Origin of the sequence: Microbacterium sufflavum (genome assembly GCF_023091155.1) — a bacterium.
GTDB lineage: Bacteria > Actinomycetota > Actinomycetes > Actinomycetales > Microbacteriaceae > Microbacterium > Microbacterium sufflavum.
Window position 1 is genome coordinate 663,567 of record NZ_JAHWXK010000001.1, and the last position, 13,499, is coordinate 677,065.

Annotated in this window: 13 protein-coding genes; 1 reads left to right on the forward strand and 12 read right to left on the reverse strand. The window is 72.2% G+C overall.

Features of this window, described 5'->3' with window-relative positions; translation table 11 throughout:
- Positions 1–200 precede the first annotated feature (200 nt).
- Positions 201–1,262 (reverse strand): enoyl-CoA hydratase/isomerase family protein, encoded by a 1,062-nt coding sequence (locus tag KZC56_RS03370; protein ID WP_136030720.1) that lies wholly within the window; start codon positions 1,260–1,262, stop codon positions 201–203.
- A 110-nt stretch (positions 1,263–1,372) separates the two neighbouring features.
- On the opposite strand from KZC56_RS03370, the gene KZC56_RS03375 reads away from it, so the two are divergent.
- Complete coding sequence (locus KZC56_RS03375; protein WP_247637867.1) at positions 1,373–4,000, forward strand: ATP-binding cassette domain-containing protein; 2,628 nt, start codon at positions 1,373–1,375, stop codon at positions 3,998–4,000.
- Between the two features lie 62 nt (positions 4,001–4,062).
- Here KZC56_RS03375 and KZC56_RS03380 read toward each other — a convergent pair whose 3' ends face one another.
- From KZC56_RS03380 to hemE, 11 genes are all read right to left on the reverse strand, one after another.
- Positions 4,063–4,512 (reverse strand): hypothetical protein, encoded by a 450-nt coding sequence (locus KZC56_RS03380; RefSeq protein ID WP_136030722.1) that lies wholly within the window; start codon positions 4,510–4,512, stop codon positions 4,063–4,065.
- An 84-nt stretch (positions 4,513–4,596) separates the two neighbouring features.
- Positions 4,597–5,919, reverse strand: a complete 1,323-nt coding sequence (hemL, locus tag KZC56_RS03385; RefSeq protein WP_247637868.1) for a glutamate-1-semialdehyde 2,1-aminomutase — start codon at positions 5,917–5,919, stop codon at positions 4,597–4,599.
- Between the two features lie 98 nt (positions 5,920–6,017).
- Positions 6,018–6,995: a porphobilinogen synthase gene (gene hemB / locus KZC56_RS03390; protein WP_136045113.1), complete on the reverse strand. Its 978-nt coding sequence runs from the start codon at positions 6,993–6,995 to the stop codon at positions 6,018–6,020.
- Positions 6,992–7,789 carry a uroporphyrinogen-III synthase gene (locus tag KZC56_RS03395; RefSeq protein WP_136030727.1) on the reverse strand — a complete coding sequence of 266 codons (798 nt, stop codon included), beginning with the start codon at positions 7,787–7,789 and terminating at the stop codon, positions 6,992–6,994. Before KZC56_RS03395 ends, hemB begins: the two co-directional genes overlap by 4 nt.
- A complete protein-coding gene (hemC, locus tag KZC56_RS03400; protein ID WP_136036605.1) occupies positions 7,786–8,787 on the reverse strand; it encodes a hydroxymethylbilane synthase in 1,002 nt (333 codons plus the stop codon). The genes KZC56_RS03395 and hemC overlap by 4 nt, the downstream gene beginning before the upstream one ends.
- Positions 8,788–8,794: 7 nt before the next feature.
- The gene (gene hemQ, locus KZC56_RS03405) at positions 8,795–9,472 is read right to left on the reverse strand and encodes a hydrogen peroxide-dependent heme synthase (protein ID WP_206252488.1); all 678 of its coding nucleotides are present in this window, start codon (positions 9,470–9,472) and stop codon (positions 8,795–8,797) included.
- Positions 9,473–9,539: 67 nt separating this feature from the next.
- Complete coding sequence (locus KZC56_RS03410; RefSeq protein WP_136036607.1) at positions 9,540–9,812, reverse strand: hypothetical protein; 273 nt, start codon at positions 9,810–9,812, stop codon at positions 9,540–9,542.
- The gene (locus tag KZC56_RS03415) at positions 9,799–10,206 is read right to left on the reverse strand and encodes a phage holin family protein (RefSeq protein ID WP_136030735.1); all 408 of its coding nucleotides are present in this window, start codon (positions 10,204–10,206) and stop codon (positions 9,799–9,801) included. Before KZC56_RS03415 ends, KZC56_RS03410 begins: the two co-directional genes overlap by 14 nt.
- 1 nt (position 10,207) lies before the next feature.
- Positions 10,208–10,618, reverse strand: coding sequence for a hypothetical protein (locus KZC56_RS03420; protein WP_136036608.1), 411 nt, complete (start codon positions 10,616–10,618; stop codon positions 10,208–10,210).
- A gap of 185 nt (positions 10,619–10,803) precedes the next feature.
- Positions 10,804–12,372, reverse strand: coding sequence for a protoporphyrinogen/coproporphyrinogen oxidase (locus tag KZC56_RS03425; RefSeq protein ID WP_247637869.1), 1,569 nt, complete (start codon positions 12,370–12,372; stop codon positions 10,804–10,806).
- Between the two features lie 39 nt (positions 12,373–12,411).
- The gene (gene hemE, locus KZC56_RS03430; protein ID WP_247637870.1) at positions 12,412–13,434 is read right to left on the reverse strand and encodes a uroporphyrinogen decarboxylase; all 1,023 of its coding nucleotides are present in this window, start codon (positions 13,432–13,434) and stop codon (positions 12,412–12,414) included.
- Between the last annotated feature and the right edge of the window lie 65 nt (positions 13,435–13,499).

Here is a 13,499-nt window from a genome sequence, read left to right on the forward strand (position 1 = left end):
CTCCCGGCAGACGGATGCCGACCGACGACCGGCCATAGGACAGCGTGCCACGAAGCGGGGACATTCGTATCCCCCTGGGGGCGGACCTTCGCTCACAGCGAACCGCATCCCGTGCGATCAGCACTTTTCTGCACGGTGACGAAGAAGGGCCCGCCGGAAGCCTGCCCGATCGACGCCCGCGTCAGCGAGCGGACTGACCCTCAGAACAGCGGCGGCTGCGGCGTGTAGTCGCGGGCCGGCGCACCCGCGTCCGCCGGCAGCTCGGCGAGGGTCGCCGGCTGCCACTTCGGGTTGCGGTCCTTGTCGACCAGCTGCGCGCGGATGCCCTCCACGAGGTCCGGGTGCTCGTTGACGAACCACAGCACCCGTCGGTACTCCCCCTCGAGCGCGGCGCGCAGTCCCGGCAGCTCCCGCGCCTCACGCACGGCGTCGAGCGTCACGACCAGCCCGGTCGGCGCGAGCCCCTCGAGGAGATCGGCCACGGCTGCGGCCTCGGTCGTGCCCTGCGCGTGCAGCCGCTCCAAAATCTCGGGCACGGTCGGCGCGGAGAACGCCTCGTCGATCCAGGGGCGCGATGCCGGGAGGGCCGACGGCTCCGGCGTCTCGTCGAACAGCAGCACGATCTCGCTGGGGCTCGTCGGGTCGGCGCGGTGCGCGAGCGCGTCGCGCAGGGCGTCGAGGCGGTCGGAGGGCACCACGTGGTCGGCGAACCCGAGGTACACCGCGTCGGCGGCGCTCATGGTCGCCCCGGTCAGCCCGAAGTACTCGCCGAACCGTCCCGGCGCCCGCCCGAGCAGCCACGTGCCACCGACGTCGGGAGTGAAGCCGATGCGGGTCTCCGGCATCGCGAGCTTCGACCGCTCGGTGACGATCCGGATGGCCGCGTGCCCGGCGAGCCCGATGCCGCCGCCCATCGTGATGCCGTCGGCCAGCGCCACGACCGGCTTGGGGTACTCGGCGATCATCGCGTTCATCGCGTACTCGGCGCGGAAGAACTCGGCCGACCGCTCGGGGTGACCGGACACGATCTGCTCGTGCAGGCGGCGCACATCGCCGCCCGCGCACATGCCGCGCTCGCCCTCGCCGTCGATCAGCACGATCTGCACGTCGGAGTCGTCACGCCACGCCATCAGCGCCCGGGTGATCTCGGCGATCATGTCCTCGTCGAGCGCGTTGATCGCCTCGGGGCGATTGAGGGTGAGCCGTCCGAGCGCTCCTTCCGTGCGGACGAGGACACGGGGGGCGGCAGAGGTATCGGTCACGGGTGCCAGGCTACCTTCTCACCAGGGGTGGAATTCCGCACGGAATGCGGGTTCCGGGGCGGTTTTCCGGCAGGATAGGGGGAACTGTTCATCGCGACGAGAGGTGCCGGATGCCTGAAGGACAGGTGCTCGAGTTCACGAATGTGACGAAGCGCTTCAACGAGGTGACCGCCGTCTCGGACTTCTCCGCCCGCGTCGAGCCCGGGGCCGTGACCGCCTTCCTCGGTCCCAACGGCGCCGGAAAGACCACGACTCTCCGCATCCTGCTCGGTCAGGTGCGTGCCACGTCGGGAACCGCCACGATCGGCGGCGTCGCGTATCCGGAGCTGCGCCAGCCGCTGCGCACGATCGGCTCCGTGCTGGAGGAGACGGTCTACCGCCCTCGCCGCACGGCCAGCCGGCAGCTGACCATCGCCGCGAAGGCCAACGGCATCCGCCTGTCCCGCGTCGACGAGGTCCTGTCGCTCGTGGGCCTGGAGAGCGAGGCCGATTCCCGCATCGGCGGCTTCTCCCTCGGCATGCGGCAGCGGCTGAGCGTCGCGCACGCGCTGCTCGGCGACCCCGGTGCCCTGGTCTTCGACGAGCCGGCGAACGGCCTCGACCCGGAGGGCATCCGCTGGATGCGTCTGCTCATGCGCCGTCTCGCGGACGAGGGGCGCACGGTCCTGGTGTCGTCGCACGTGCTCAGCGAGATCGAGCAGGTGGCCGACCACGTGCTGGTGCTGTCGAAGGGACGGCTGGTGCTGTCCAGCGGCATCGAGACCCTGGCCGACCCGGCCGGCGGGTCTGTCATCGTGGATTCCGTGGATCGTCCCGGCCTCACGACGGCGCTGGTGGCGGCGGGCTTCGACATCGAGGTGCTGCGCTCCGGGCTGACCGTGCGCGGAGCCGACGCGAGCACGGTGGGTGCCGTGGCCGCTGAGGCCGGCATCGCCCTCAGCACCCTCGTGCAGCGCGGGCCCACGCTGGAAGATGTCTTCATCGATCTGATGCGCGGTGGTCGCTTCGGCACAGCGGCGGCTGCCGCGGGCGGGGCGGCGCCGGGCGAGACGGCAGCGACCGATACGAACCATGAGGCGAGCGATTCCTCCGCCGACGTGGCGACAGCGGGCGCCGGTGCGGCCGCATCGGCTCTGGCTGCCGGGGGTGCGGCCGCTCTCGCGGACGACCTCACCACCGAGACCATGCCCGAGCCGACGGACGCCACGGCGGAAGACGACGACGTGGACGAGCAGTCGACCGACGCGGAGCCCGCGTCGGAGGACCTCGCCGCCGCCGACACGGAGGACTCCGACGTGATCGAGACCGTGGCGGAGGTCACGGCGATCACCGGCCCGGTCGCGGTCGTCCCGGTGGAAGAAGACGTGCGTCCCGTGACGATGGAGGACGCGGCGCGGATCGGCGATGGCGATTCCCTGTCCGAGTCGCACGCGGAGCCGGCGACCTCGTTCGACGAGATCCTGTTCGGCGGCACCGCGCCGGTCCAGGAGGATGAGCCGACCGAGCGGCCCACCCGACGCAGCCTCGCACAGCTGTTCGCGACGACGCCGGAGTCCGCCGACGACGACCACAGCGCGTCCCCGGAGCATGTGTCCAGCGACGAGCAGGACTCCGAGGGTGATGTCCCGACCGGCTCGGACGACGCGGAGTCAACGGGCGGTTCGGCGCGGAGCACCGGTTCCGCACCGACCGAGGAGGGGGCGGACGAGGCCCCGGAGAACGGAACCGAGGCAGACGAGACTCCGGAGAACGCAACCGGGGCAGACGAAACTCCAGTAGACGAGCCCGCGGACCACGAGCCCCTCGCCGACGATCAGGAGTCCGCGCTGGATTCCGTCGATGACGCCCACGACAGCGAGAGCCCGGCGGATGAGGCGCCGGCGGACGACACCGGGATCGCGTCCGACGAGCCCGCCGCAGATCCGGTTCCGGCGGACGACGAGCCGGTGAGCACCGCCGATGACGAGTCCATCGAGGAAGACCCCGCGGGCATCGAGTTCTTCGCCGAGCTGGACGACGCCGAGGAGGCGGACGAGACCGACGAGGCCGACCACGGCGACCGCGATGCCGAGGAGGCGCCGCTCGAGGCGGTCGGCACGGACGGAGCCGCGACCCCGGACGAGGACGAAGACCCCCGCGCGGCCGCCGTCAGCTCCCTGCTCTCCGCCGCCGCACGCGCGTACTACGAGGACGAGCCGCGGGACTACCCGCTGAGCACCGCCGACAGCATGCCCGCGACCGGCGCGCCGGGAGAGCCGCACGACGCCGGGGCCCACTGGAGCGTCGCGACCACCGGCGTGATCGACACCGTCCCGCTCGCGCGCGACACCGCGACCGATGGTCAGGACGACCACGGCACCGCCGACGCGCACCACCAGCCCGACGACGGTGTCGCCGAGGTGCAGGACGGCGAGGGGCACGCGGTGCCCGAGCACGACGACGAGCACAGCGGCGATCACGACGGCGAGCACAGCGGCGATCACGACGGCGAGCACAGCGGCGATCACGACGGCGATCACAGCGGCGAGCACAGCGACGAGCACGACGGCGAGCACAGCGGCGATCACGACGGCGAGCACAGCGAAGCGCACAGCGACGAGAACAGCGACCGCGAAGGCCACGGACTCGACGACGGGCAGAGCGAAGGCCCCGGTCACGACGACGGGCAGAGCGACGAGCACGATCACGACGGGCACGATCGCGAGCAGCACACCGACGGCGACGAGCACCGCGGCTGAGCCCGAGACACGAGACGCCCTCCCGGCTACGGCCGGGAGGGCGTCTGTCGTTCGTGGGGCTGCTAGGCCGGCCGCGGGCGGATGACCGGACGACGGCTGCCCTTCGACACGGGCGTCGGTGCGGTGGCGACGATCTCCTCGACGCTCGCCGGCTCGTCCGACACCTCGAGCCGCAGCGCCTGCGTGAGTGCGAGGCCGTGCCGCGTGGTGAGGATCAGCCGGTTGTACTGCGGGTCGCCCTCGAGGTCGATCACGACGCTCGGGCGACGCCGCCGGATGAGCACGAAGTCGAGGGTTCCGGCGGCCTTCCAACTGCCGGCGGCGAGCACGGTCGGAATGTGGGTCCCGGGGTTCGGCACACCGCGGAGCCAGGTCCAGGCGTCGTCCGTCAGCTGCACCTTGGTGATGGTGTCGCGCGGGATCCGCACGTTCTCACGGTGGAAGGTGGCGGCACGTTCGATGGGCGAGAGCACGACTTCGAGTTGCGTCTGGTCCAGCAGCAACGTCACCATGCCCCTTAGTCTGCCAGCGCGGCGCTCCTGGTTGGCTGGAAGTTGCTCACAGGAAAGCAACGATCCGTTGTGGGCACGGATACATCAGGGCCGGGCGTCTGCCGCGGCCTGGGCCGCGAACGCCAGCGCCGCCTCGATGCGCTGCAACTCGTCCTCACCGTGCGCCGCCGTGAGGAACCACGCCTCGAAGACGCTCGGCGGAAGCGCGACACCGTGCTCGCGCATGGCGTGGAAGAACGCCGAGTAACGGAACGACTGCTGCGCCTGCGCCTCGGCGTAGTCGCGCGGGATCGAGGCGCGGAACGAGGCGCTGAACAGGTTGCCGGCCGACGCCACCGCGTGCGTCACGCCCGCGTCGCTGAGGGCGGTGTCGAGCGCGGTCGCCACCCGGGTCGCCGCGGCGTCGACCGTGGCGTAGACCTCGGGCGTCGCGAGGCGCAGCGTGGCGAGACCCGCGGCGACCGACAGCGGGTTCCCCGACAGCGTGCCCGCCTGGTACACCGGGCCGAGCGGAGCCAGCAGGTCCATGACCTCGGCGCGACCGCCGAGCGCGGCCAGCGGCATGCCACCGCCCACGACCTTGCCGAACGTGATGATGTCGGGGAGGTAGTCCTCGCCCGCCGCGGCCTGCAGACCCCAGAACCCCGCCGGGTGCACGCGGAAGCCCGTCAGCACCTCGTCCAGGATCATGAGCGCGCCGTGAGCGTGTGCGGTGTCGGCGATCAGGCGGTTGAATCCGGGCCGCGGGGGGACCACCCCCATGTTCGCCGCGGACGCCTCGACGATCACGGCGGCGATGCGCTGGCCATGCTCGGCGAACACCGCGTCGAGCGCCTCGGGGTCGTTGTAGCGGATGACGAGCGTCTGTGCGGCGATGGGTGCCGGCACCCCGGCGGATCCGGGCAGCGCGAGCGTGGCGACGCCCGACCCCGCCTCGGCCAGCAGCCCGTCGGAGTGGCCGTGGTAGTGCCCGGCGAACTTCACCAGCAGGTCGCGACCGGTCGCGCCACGGGCGAGTCGGATCGCGGTCATGGTCGCCTCGGTCCCCGTGGACACCAGGCGCACGCGCTCGATGGGTCGGATGTCGCCAAAACGCACCCGGTCGGCGATCAGCGCGGCCAGCTCGACCTCGCCCTCGGTCGGGGCACCGAACGACAGACCCCGCGCTGCGGCGTCCTGCACGGCGGCGACCACCTCGGGCTGCGCGTGGCCCAGCAGCGCCGGACCCCACGAGGCCACCAGGTCGACGTACTCCCGGCCGGCGGCGTCGGTGACGGTCGCTCCCTTCGCCGAAGCGAGGAACCGCGGCGTCCCGCCCACCGAGCCGTAGGCGCGTACCGGCGAGTTCACCCCGCCCGGGATCACAGCGCGGGCAGCGGAGAACAGGTCGTAATTGCGGTCGGTCATGGCAGCTCCTCGGTGATGCGCGGAGCTCTCCCGGGCATCCCTTCCAGGCTAACCCGCCGTACCGACGCCGGAGTCCGCGCGGTGACGCCGCGGGGCGGTCAGCCGCGAAGCCAGCGGGCGGCCTCGGTCGCCCAGTAGGTCAGCACGGCGTCGGCGCCCGCGCGCCGGATCGACAGCAGCGACTCGAGGATCGCCGCCCGGCGGTCGATCCAGCCGTTGGCCGCGGCGGCCTCGACCATCGCGTACTCGCCGGACACCTGATACGCCCACACGGGCACGGTCACGGCGTCGCGCACCTCGCGCAGCACGTCGAGGAACGCCATCGCCGGCTTGACCATGACGATGTCGGCGCCCTCCTGCTCGTCGACCAGCGCCTCCCGCACGCCCTCACGGCGGTTGCCCGGATCGAGCTGATACGTGCGCCGGTCGCCGGTCAGCTGGGAGTCCACGGCCTCACGGAACGGGCCGTAGAACGCGCTCGCGTACTTGGCCGCGTACGCCAGGATCAGCGTGTCGGTGAAGCCCTCGGCGTCGAGCGCCCGGCGGATCACCGCGACCTGGCCGTCCATCATGCCGGACAGCCCGAGCAGCTGCGACCCGGCCCGCGCCTGTGCCAACGCCATCGAGGTGTAGCGCTCGAGGGTCGCGTCGTTGTCGACCGAGCCGTCCGCCGCGAGCACCCCGCAGTGCCCGTGATCGGTGAACTCGTCGAGGCAGAGGTCGGTCTGCACCACGAGCGCATCGCCCACCTCGGCCGCGAGGGCCTCGGTCGCGACGTTCAGGATGCCGCGCGGATCGTCCGCTCCGGAGCCGACCGCATCGCGCACCGCCGGGACGCCGAACAGCATGACCCCGCCGACGCCGGCCTCGGCCGCCTCGACGGCGGCGGCACGCAACGAGTCGAGCGAGTGCTGCGCCACGCCGGGCATCGAGCCGATGGGCGCCGGCTCGGTCAGTCCCTCGCGCACGAAGAGCGGAAGCACGAGCTGACGGGGCTCGAGCGAGGTCTCGCGCACGAGGTCGCGGACAGCGCGGGACTGGCGCAGCCGACGGAGGCGGATGTCGGGGAAGCTCACGGCGCGAACTCGTCTGCCGCGTGCGGAAGCGTGAACTGGGACACGGCATCGATCAACGCGTCGATGGTCTGCCGATCGGCCACCACCGACACCGGCAGACCGGCACGCTCGGCATCCTTCGCGGTGCGCGGGCCGATCGCGGCGAGCAGGGTCTCGTCCGGGATGTCGGGGAACTGCTCGCGCACCTGCTCCGCCACCGAACCGCTCGTGATGAGGATGGCGTTGATGCGGCCGTTCTCCACATCGCGACGGATGCGCTCCGTGACCGGCACGCCCACCGTGCGGTAGGCGACCACACCGTGCACGTCGTGTCCGGCCTCGGACAGCATGATGCTCAGCACCGGCTTCGCGATCTCGCTGCGCAGCGCCAGGATGCGCCGGGGCTCCTGCTCGAGCGCGATCAGCTGCTGAGCCATGCCCTGCGCCGAGTTGTCCTGCTCGGGGACCAGCGCCACCTCGTAGCCCACGGCCTGGAGCGCTGCGGCCGTGGTCTCGCCCACCGCCGCGATCTTCGTGGACTTGGGCACGACCGCGCGATGCGCGAACAGCACGTCGACCGTGGTCGCACTCGTCACCGTCAGCCAGTCGAACTCACCGGCGGCCAGCTGCTCCAGCGCGCGGTCGAGCGTGTCCTGATCGGTCGTGGGGGCGAAGTTGATGAGCGGGGCGACGACCGGCACGGCGCCCAGGGCACGCAGGCTCGCGGCGACACTGTCGCCCCAGGGCCCGCCACGGGGCACGAGGATGCGCCAGCCGTCCAGCGGTCGGTCCTGCTTGGTTTCGGATGTGGTCATGAGAAATCGGGGTGCTCTCGGGGGACGAGGTCGGCCGCCCCTTGATCGAGCAGCCGACGGGCAACAGCGAGCCCGAGCTCGCGCGCTGCGTGCATCGGGCCTGCACCATCGGCAGCATCCGCTCCATTGCCACTGCCGTTCCGATGAATATACTCCCCGTTCAGGGCTTCCGTGACGTCGAGCCCGATCCGCCGACCCCCGTCCGGGGCGTACACGACCGTCCTGATGCGGATCTCGGCGCCCTCGACGCGTGCGTGCGCCGCCATGGGGGCTTGACACCCGGCATCGAGTCCCTCCAGAATGGCGCGCTCGACCGTGACGGCCAGTCGGGTGTCGTGATCGTCGAGGGCGGAGAGCGCCTCCCGCAGCTCCTCCGGGGCGTCCGCCCTGGTCTCCACCGCGAGCGACCCCTGCCCCGGCGCGGTCGGCCACTCCGCGAGCCCGAGCTCTTCGCGCTTCAGCGGCGAGTCGGTCCCCAGACGCGACAGCCCGGCGGCCGCGAGGATCACGGCGTCGAGCTCGCCCGAGGCCACCCGCGCGAGCCGGGAGTCGACGTTGCCGCGGATGTCCACGACCTCCGCCTGCGGTGCCCGGCGCCGAACCTGGGCGATGCGTCGCGGCGAGCCCGTGCCGACGGTGCTGCCCGAGCCGAGCTCGTGCAGGGGCGCGCCGTGACGCGTGAGAACCACGTCCCTGGCATCCTCTCGGCGGGGCGTCGCAGCGATCACGAGACCCTCCGGCACGGCGGTCGGGAGGTCTTTGAGGGAGTGCACGAGGAAGTCGCAACGGCCGGCGAGCAGAGCCTCGCGCAGCCGGGTCGCGAAGACGCCCAGACCGCCGATCTCCGACAGCGACGCCCGATTGGTGTCGCCCTCGCTGGTGATCGGGACGAGCTCGACGGCACGCCCCGTGACCTTCTCGAGGGCGGCGGCGACATGGCCCGACTGCGCCTGCGCGAGCGCGCTGCGTCGGGTGCCGAGACGGATGGGGGTGCTCATGGTGCGGTTACTGCAGCACGTCGGCGATCTCGTCGAAGCGCAGACGGCGCCCCGTGTAGAAGGGCACCTCCTCCTTCACGAACATCCGCGCCTCGGTGTAACGGAGGTCGCGCATCATGTCGACCAGGTCGGTCACGTCGTCGGCCTCCATCGGCAGCAGCCACTCGTAGTCACCCAGCGCGAACGCGGCGACGGTGTTCGCGATGACGCCCGTGAACGCAGCGCCCTTGCGCCCGTGGTCGGCGAGCATCGCGCGGCGGTCAGCCTCCGGCGCCAGGTACCACTCCGGGGTGCGGACGAACGGGTACAGGCAGAGCCAGTCCTTCGGTGCGACGCCGCGGAGGAACCCCGGCACGTGCGAGCGGTTGAACTCCGCGTCGCGGTGCACGCCCATCACGTTCCACACCGGCAGCAGCGAGCGCAGCAGCTCCGTGCGACGGAGGCGGCGCAGCGCCTTCTGCAGCTCTTCGGCGGTGTCGCCGTGCAGCCACACCATCAGATCGGCGTCAGCCTTCAGCCCGGAGACGTCGTAGAAGCCACGGACGGTGACGCCGGAATCCTCGATGTGCGAGACGATCGACTCGAGCTCCGTGGCGTCGTTCTCGGTGACGGGAGCATCGGGATTGCGTCGCCACACGGCCCAGAGGGTGAAGCCGGACGGGTTCTCTTCGCGCACTTCGGACATGATCCCAGTCTGCCCCTTTCACGGAGAAGCCCCTAATCAGGGGAATACCGCGAGGAACGGCCGACCGTCAGCGTGCGATGGCCCGAGCGATCGCCCACACGGCGCCGCCGACGACGGCGGCGATCCCGACGGCCGCGGCGACCGCGCCCACCGGGTTCCGATCGGCGAACGCGCGTGCCTTGACCGCGGCACGCGCCGACGCCTTCTCCACCCGGCGCGGGATGTTGCCCTTGATCTCGATCGCGGCGAGCGCCGCCTTCAGCTCGGCGCGAGCCGACGTCACGGGATCGACGATGCCCGCGGGGACGGCGGTGCGCGGCAGCGACTCAGGGGTGCTCATCGCCGGCCTCCTTCACGATTCGGATGTCCTCGGCCACGGCCTGCGCCGGGTTCTGGCGCTTGAGCACCTTGCGGAACTTGAGGATGCCGAGCAGCGCGAACAGCAGCACGGCGAGGATCAGGATGCCGAACACGGCGATCGCCGACAGCCACACAGGCCACCACGACGACAGGCCGGCGATCGCGAACACGAGGATCACCGGCACGGCCCAGAACAGGAAGAACAGGGCGACGAGGAACCAGACCGAGCCGATCCCCGCATCCTTCGCCGTGCGCGAGACCCACGCCTTGGCGGCGTCGATCTCCGCCTTCACGAGGTTGGTGACCAGCTCGGGCAGATCCCCGAGCAGGGTCAGCAGACTGTCGTCGGCGCGATCCCGGTATCCGCGGGGCATGTCAGTCGCCGGACTTCTGCGCTGCCGGCTTCGTCGCGGGCTTCTTCGCAGCGGGCTTGTCAGCCGCAGCGGCGCGCTCCTTGACCTCGTCGACCGCGTCCTCCGCCGCCTCCGAGACCTCCTCGGCGGCCTCCTTGCCCGACGCGATCACGGCGTCGAGCTTCTGGCCGGGAGTGCCGTTGCCCGTGACCGACTTCACGATCTTCACCGCGCCGGTCCACACGGCACCCGGGACGGCCGCGGCCTTGTCGCCGACGAAGTCCTTGACCTTTTCCACCTGGTCCTGGACGGGATCCGTGTTCCAGACCTTGAGCCACTGCGTCCGGATCTGCTCGTAACGCTCGCGTCCGGCACGGGTGCCCAGCACATAGCCGACGCCGAGTCCGACGACGAGTCCGATCTTCCCCTTCATGGGGTCTCCTCACGTTGTTCCGGCGGTGGTCGTCCGGTTCGGACGCCGATCGCCGACGTCTCCGCCGCGATCAGGTACCCAGCGTAACCCCGTATGCCGATTTCGGCATCAATCCCGGAGAGGGTTGACAGCGGGCCCTTCGTCACTCACGCTTGTGCGCTTCGTGGTGCGCGGAGGTCGCCCGATCAGTCCCACAGGAGCGCGCGACGCAGGCGATCGGACGCCTCCGTGGCATCCGGGACCACCTGTGCGAGGCCGGTCCCGGCCACCCAGGCTCCGACCACCGCCAGGCCGGGGATCGCCTGGATCGCATCGCGCGCAGCCTGGCGCCGCGCCCCCGATCCGAGGAGCGACGCGGGCTGCGACTGCACGAACCGTCCGCGGTGCCCTGCGATCACCTGGGTCGGCTCCAGCGGTACACCGAGCAGCGCGGCCGCCTCCCGCCGCGCCAGGTCGATCGCCGCCGCGTCGTCGAGGGCGGCGGTGGCCGCGGGCTCCCCCTGCGCGCCGAACGACACCCGCACGACCTCCCTGTCGCCCGCGGCCTCCCGCACCCACTCCCACTTCGCCGTCGAGTGGGTGAGCGCCTTGGCCGTGTGGCTCCCGGGCACCGTGAGCACCCCGGTGCCCCGCGGCACGCTGCGCAGAGCCGGGGCATCCAGCAGCAGCGTGACGATCTCGATCTCCGGGGACGCGGCCGCTTCGGCCAGAGCGAGCGCCGGCACCGCGTCGGCGAGCAGCTCGCGCGCCACGGACTCCGCGGTCGCGACGATCACGGCGTCCGCACGGAGAAGCTCCTCCACCGGCTCGTCCGTCACCGCGACGGCGTCGGCCAGAGGCTCCGACTCGGCAACCCACGGCTCCGGCGTCTGCGTCGGGGTGTCGAGCTGCGTCGCGGCCGTGACCCGCCAACCGCCGTCCTCCGACACGACCGAGAGCACCCGCACTCCCGTGCGCACGGTCGCCCCGAGCTGGGCGAGGTCGTCGGCGATCGCGTCCACCAGCACGGTCATGCCGCCACGGAGGCCTTCCACCGCGGCACCCGGAGCCTTCGCCCCACCGGAGCCGCCGTTCCCGCGCAGCGCCAGCACCGCGCCGGACAGCGAGCCGACGCGGGTCAGGGCGGCGTTCAGCCCCGGGGCGGCCACGTCGATGTCCACGTCGTCGGGCGACGCGGAGTACACGCCCGTCGTGACCGGGGCGACCAGGCGGTCGCGCACCTTCGGGCCCATGCGGGAGGCGACGAGCCGCCCGAGGCTCAGCTCGTGGCCGATGGTCAGCGGCGGCCGTACGCGGTCGAGGTAGGCGCGCCATGCGCCCGACCATCCGATGATGCGCCGCACGTCGTCCTGGAACGGGTTGCCGGGAATGCCGAGGACCCCGCCCACCGGGAGCGGAGCCGCACCCGTGCCGGGGATGCCGGAGAGCCAGGCGCCGCCCGCGCGAGGGGGCACGACCCGATCCGCGAGTCCGAGCTCGTCGACGAGGGCGCGGACGAGGCCGCCCCTGGTCGCGTAGCTCTCGGCGCCCGCATCGAGCGTCACACCGTCGAGCTCCACGCGACGCAGGGCACCGCCCAGCGCCTCGGCAGCCTCCAGCACCGTGACCCGCATGCCGACCTTGGCGCACTCGCGGGCGGCGACGAGACCACCCATGCCCCCGCCGATCACGACGACGTGCTTCTCCGCGGCGCGTGCGGCCAGGTCGGCCGGCTCGGCCGCGGACGTGTGTGCACCGGAGGGGTCAGGGCTCATGCCGTCCATCCTTCCACCGCGCCCGGGGGCGACGCGTGCTCAGGCGCCGTGCACCAGCTCGACGATGCGCGTCAGCTGGTCGGGGTCGGTCTCGGGCGGCACCCCGTGACCGAGGTTGACGATGTGCCCGCGGGCCGCACGACCGCGCTCCAGGACGTCGCGCACGTGCGCCTCCAGCACGGGCCACGGCGCCCCGAGCAGCGCGGGGTCGATGTTGCCCTGCACGCTCGTGTCCGGTCCGAGGATCGCCGCGGCCTCGTCGAGCGGAAGACGCCAGTCCACGCCGACCCCGTCGGCGATGCCGCCCAGGCGCATGTCGGCGAGGAACGGGCCGGTGCCGACGCCGAAGTGGATGGTGGGGACACCGATGCCGTCGAGCGCGGCGGTCGAATGCGGTGCCACGAACGTGCGGTAGTCGGCGGGGCTGAGCGAGCCGGCCCAGCTGTCGAAGAGCTGCACGACCGCGGCACCCGCGTCGCGCTGCGTCTCCAGGAATCGTCGGGAGACGCGGGCGAGCCACCCCGCCAGACGGTGCCAGGCGTCGGGGTCCGCGTGCATCATGCCGCGTGCCCGCAGGTGCTCCTTCGACGGGCCGCCCTCGACGAGGTAGGCCGCGAGCGTGAAGGGCGCGCCGGCGAAGCCGATCACCGGGGTGTCGCCGAGCTCCGCCGCGACGATGCCCACCGCCTCCGCGATCGCCGTGCCGTCGAGCGACTCCGGGTCGATCGCGGTGATCCGCTCGACATCGGCCCTCGTGCGCACGGGGTTCGCGAACACCGGCCCGCGCCCCGGCTCGATCTCCACCTCGACGCCGGCGAGGCGCAGCGGGATCACGATGTCGCTGAAGAACACCGCCGCGTCCACACCGTGCCGCCGCACCGGCTGCAGGGTGATCTCCGCCGCGAGGTCGGGCGTGAGGCAGGCGTCGAGCATCCGTGTGCCCACCCGCAGCTCCCGGTACTCGGGCAGCGAGCGGCCGGCCTGCCGCATGAACCAGACGGGCGTCGTGTCGGGGCGGTCGCCCGTGAGGGCGCGCAGCAGCGGAGCGTCGGAAAGGGCCATGCCCCCATCCTCCCATTGCCCGGTTATGGGGCCGCCGAGTCCGCCTGTCCGAACGCTCCGGTACA

What these genes read in the sequence shown, in the direction of transcription:
- hemL (WP_247637868.1), bottom strand. Translation starts at nt 5,919, where the DNA reads ATGACCGACCGCAATTACGACCTGTTCTCCGCTGCCCGCGCTGTGATC.
- KZC56_RS03410 (WP_136036607.1), bottom strand. Translation starts at nt 9,812, where the DNA reads ATGAGCACCCCTGAGTCGCTGCCGCGCACCGCCGTCCCCGCGGGCATC.
- hemE (WP_247637870.1), bottom strand. Translation starts at nt 13,434, where the DNA reads ATGGCCCTTTCCGACGCTCCGCTGCTGCGCGCCCTCACGGGCGACCGC.
- KZC56_RS03415 (WP_136030735.1), bottom strand. Translation starts at nt 10,206, where the DNA reads ATGCCCCGCGGATACCGGGATCGCGCCGACGACAGTCTGCTGACCCTG.
- KZC56_RS03380 (WP_136030722.1), bottom strand. Translation starts at nt 4,512, where the DNA reads ATGGTGACGTTGCTGCTGGACCAGACGCAACTCGAAGTCGTGCTCTCG.
- KZC56_RS03375 (WP_247637867.1), top strand. Translation starts at nt 1,373, where the DNA reads ATGCCTGAAGGACAGGTGCTCGAGTTCACGAATGTGACGAAGCGCTTC.
- KZC56_RS03420 (WP_136036608.1), bottom strand. Translation starts at nt 10,618, where the DNA reads ATGAAGGGGAAGATCGGACTCGTCGTCGGACTCGGCGTCGGCTATGTG.
- hemQ (WP_206252488.1), bottom strand. Translation starts at nt 9,472, where the DNA reads ATGTCCGAAGTGCGCGAAGAGAACCCGTCCGGCTTCACCCTCTGGGCC.
- KZC56_RS03425 (WP_247637869.1), bottom strand. Translation starts at nt 12,372, where the DNA reads ATGAGCCCTGACCCCTCCGGTGCACACACGTCCGCGGCCGAGCCGGCC.
- KZC56_RS03395 (WP_136030727.1), bottom strand. Translation starts at nt 7,789, where the DNA reads ATGACCACATCCGAAACCAAGCAGGACCGACCGCTGGACGGCTGGCGC.
- hemC (WP_136036605.1), bottom strand. Translation starts at nt 8,787, where the DNA reads ATGAGCACCCCCATCCGTCTCGGCACCCGACGCAGCGCGCTCGCGCAG.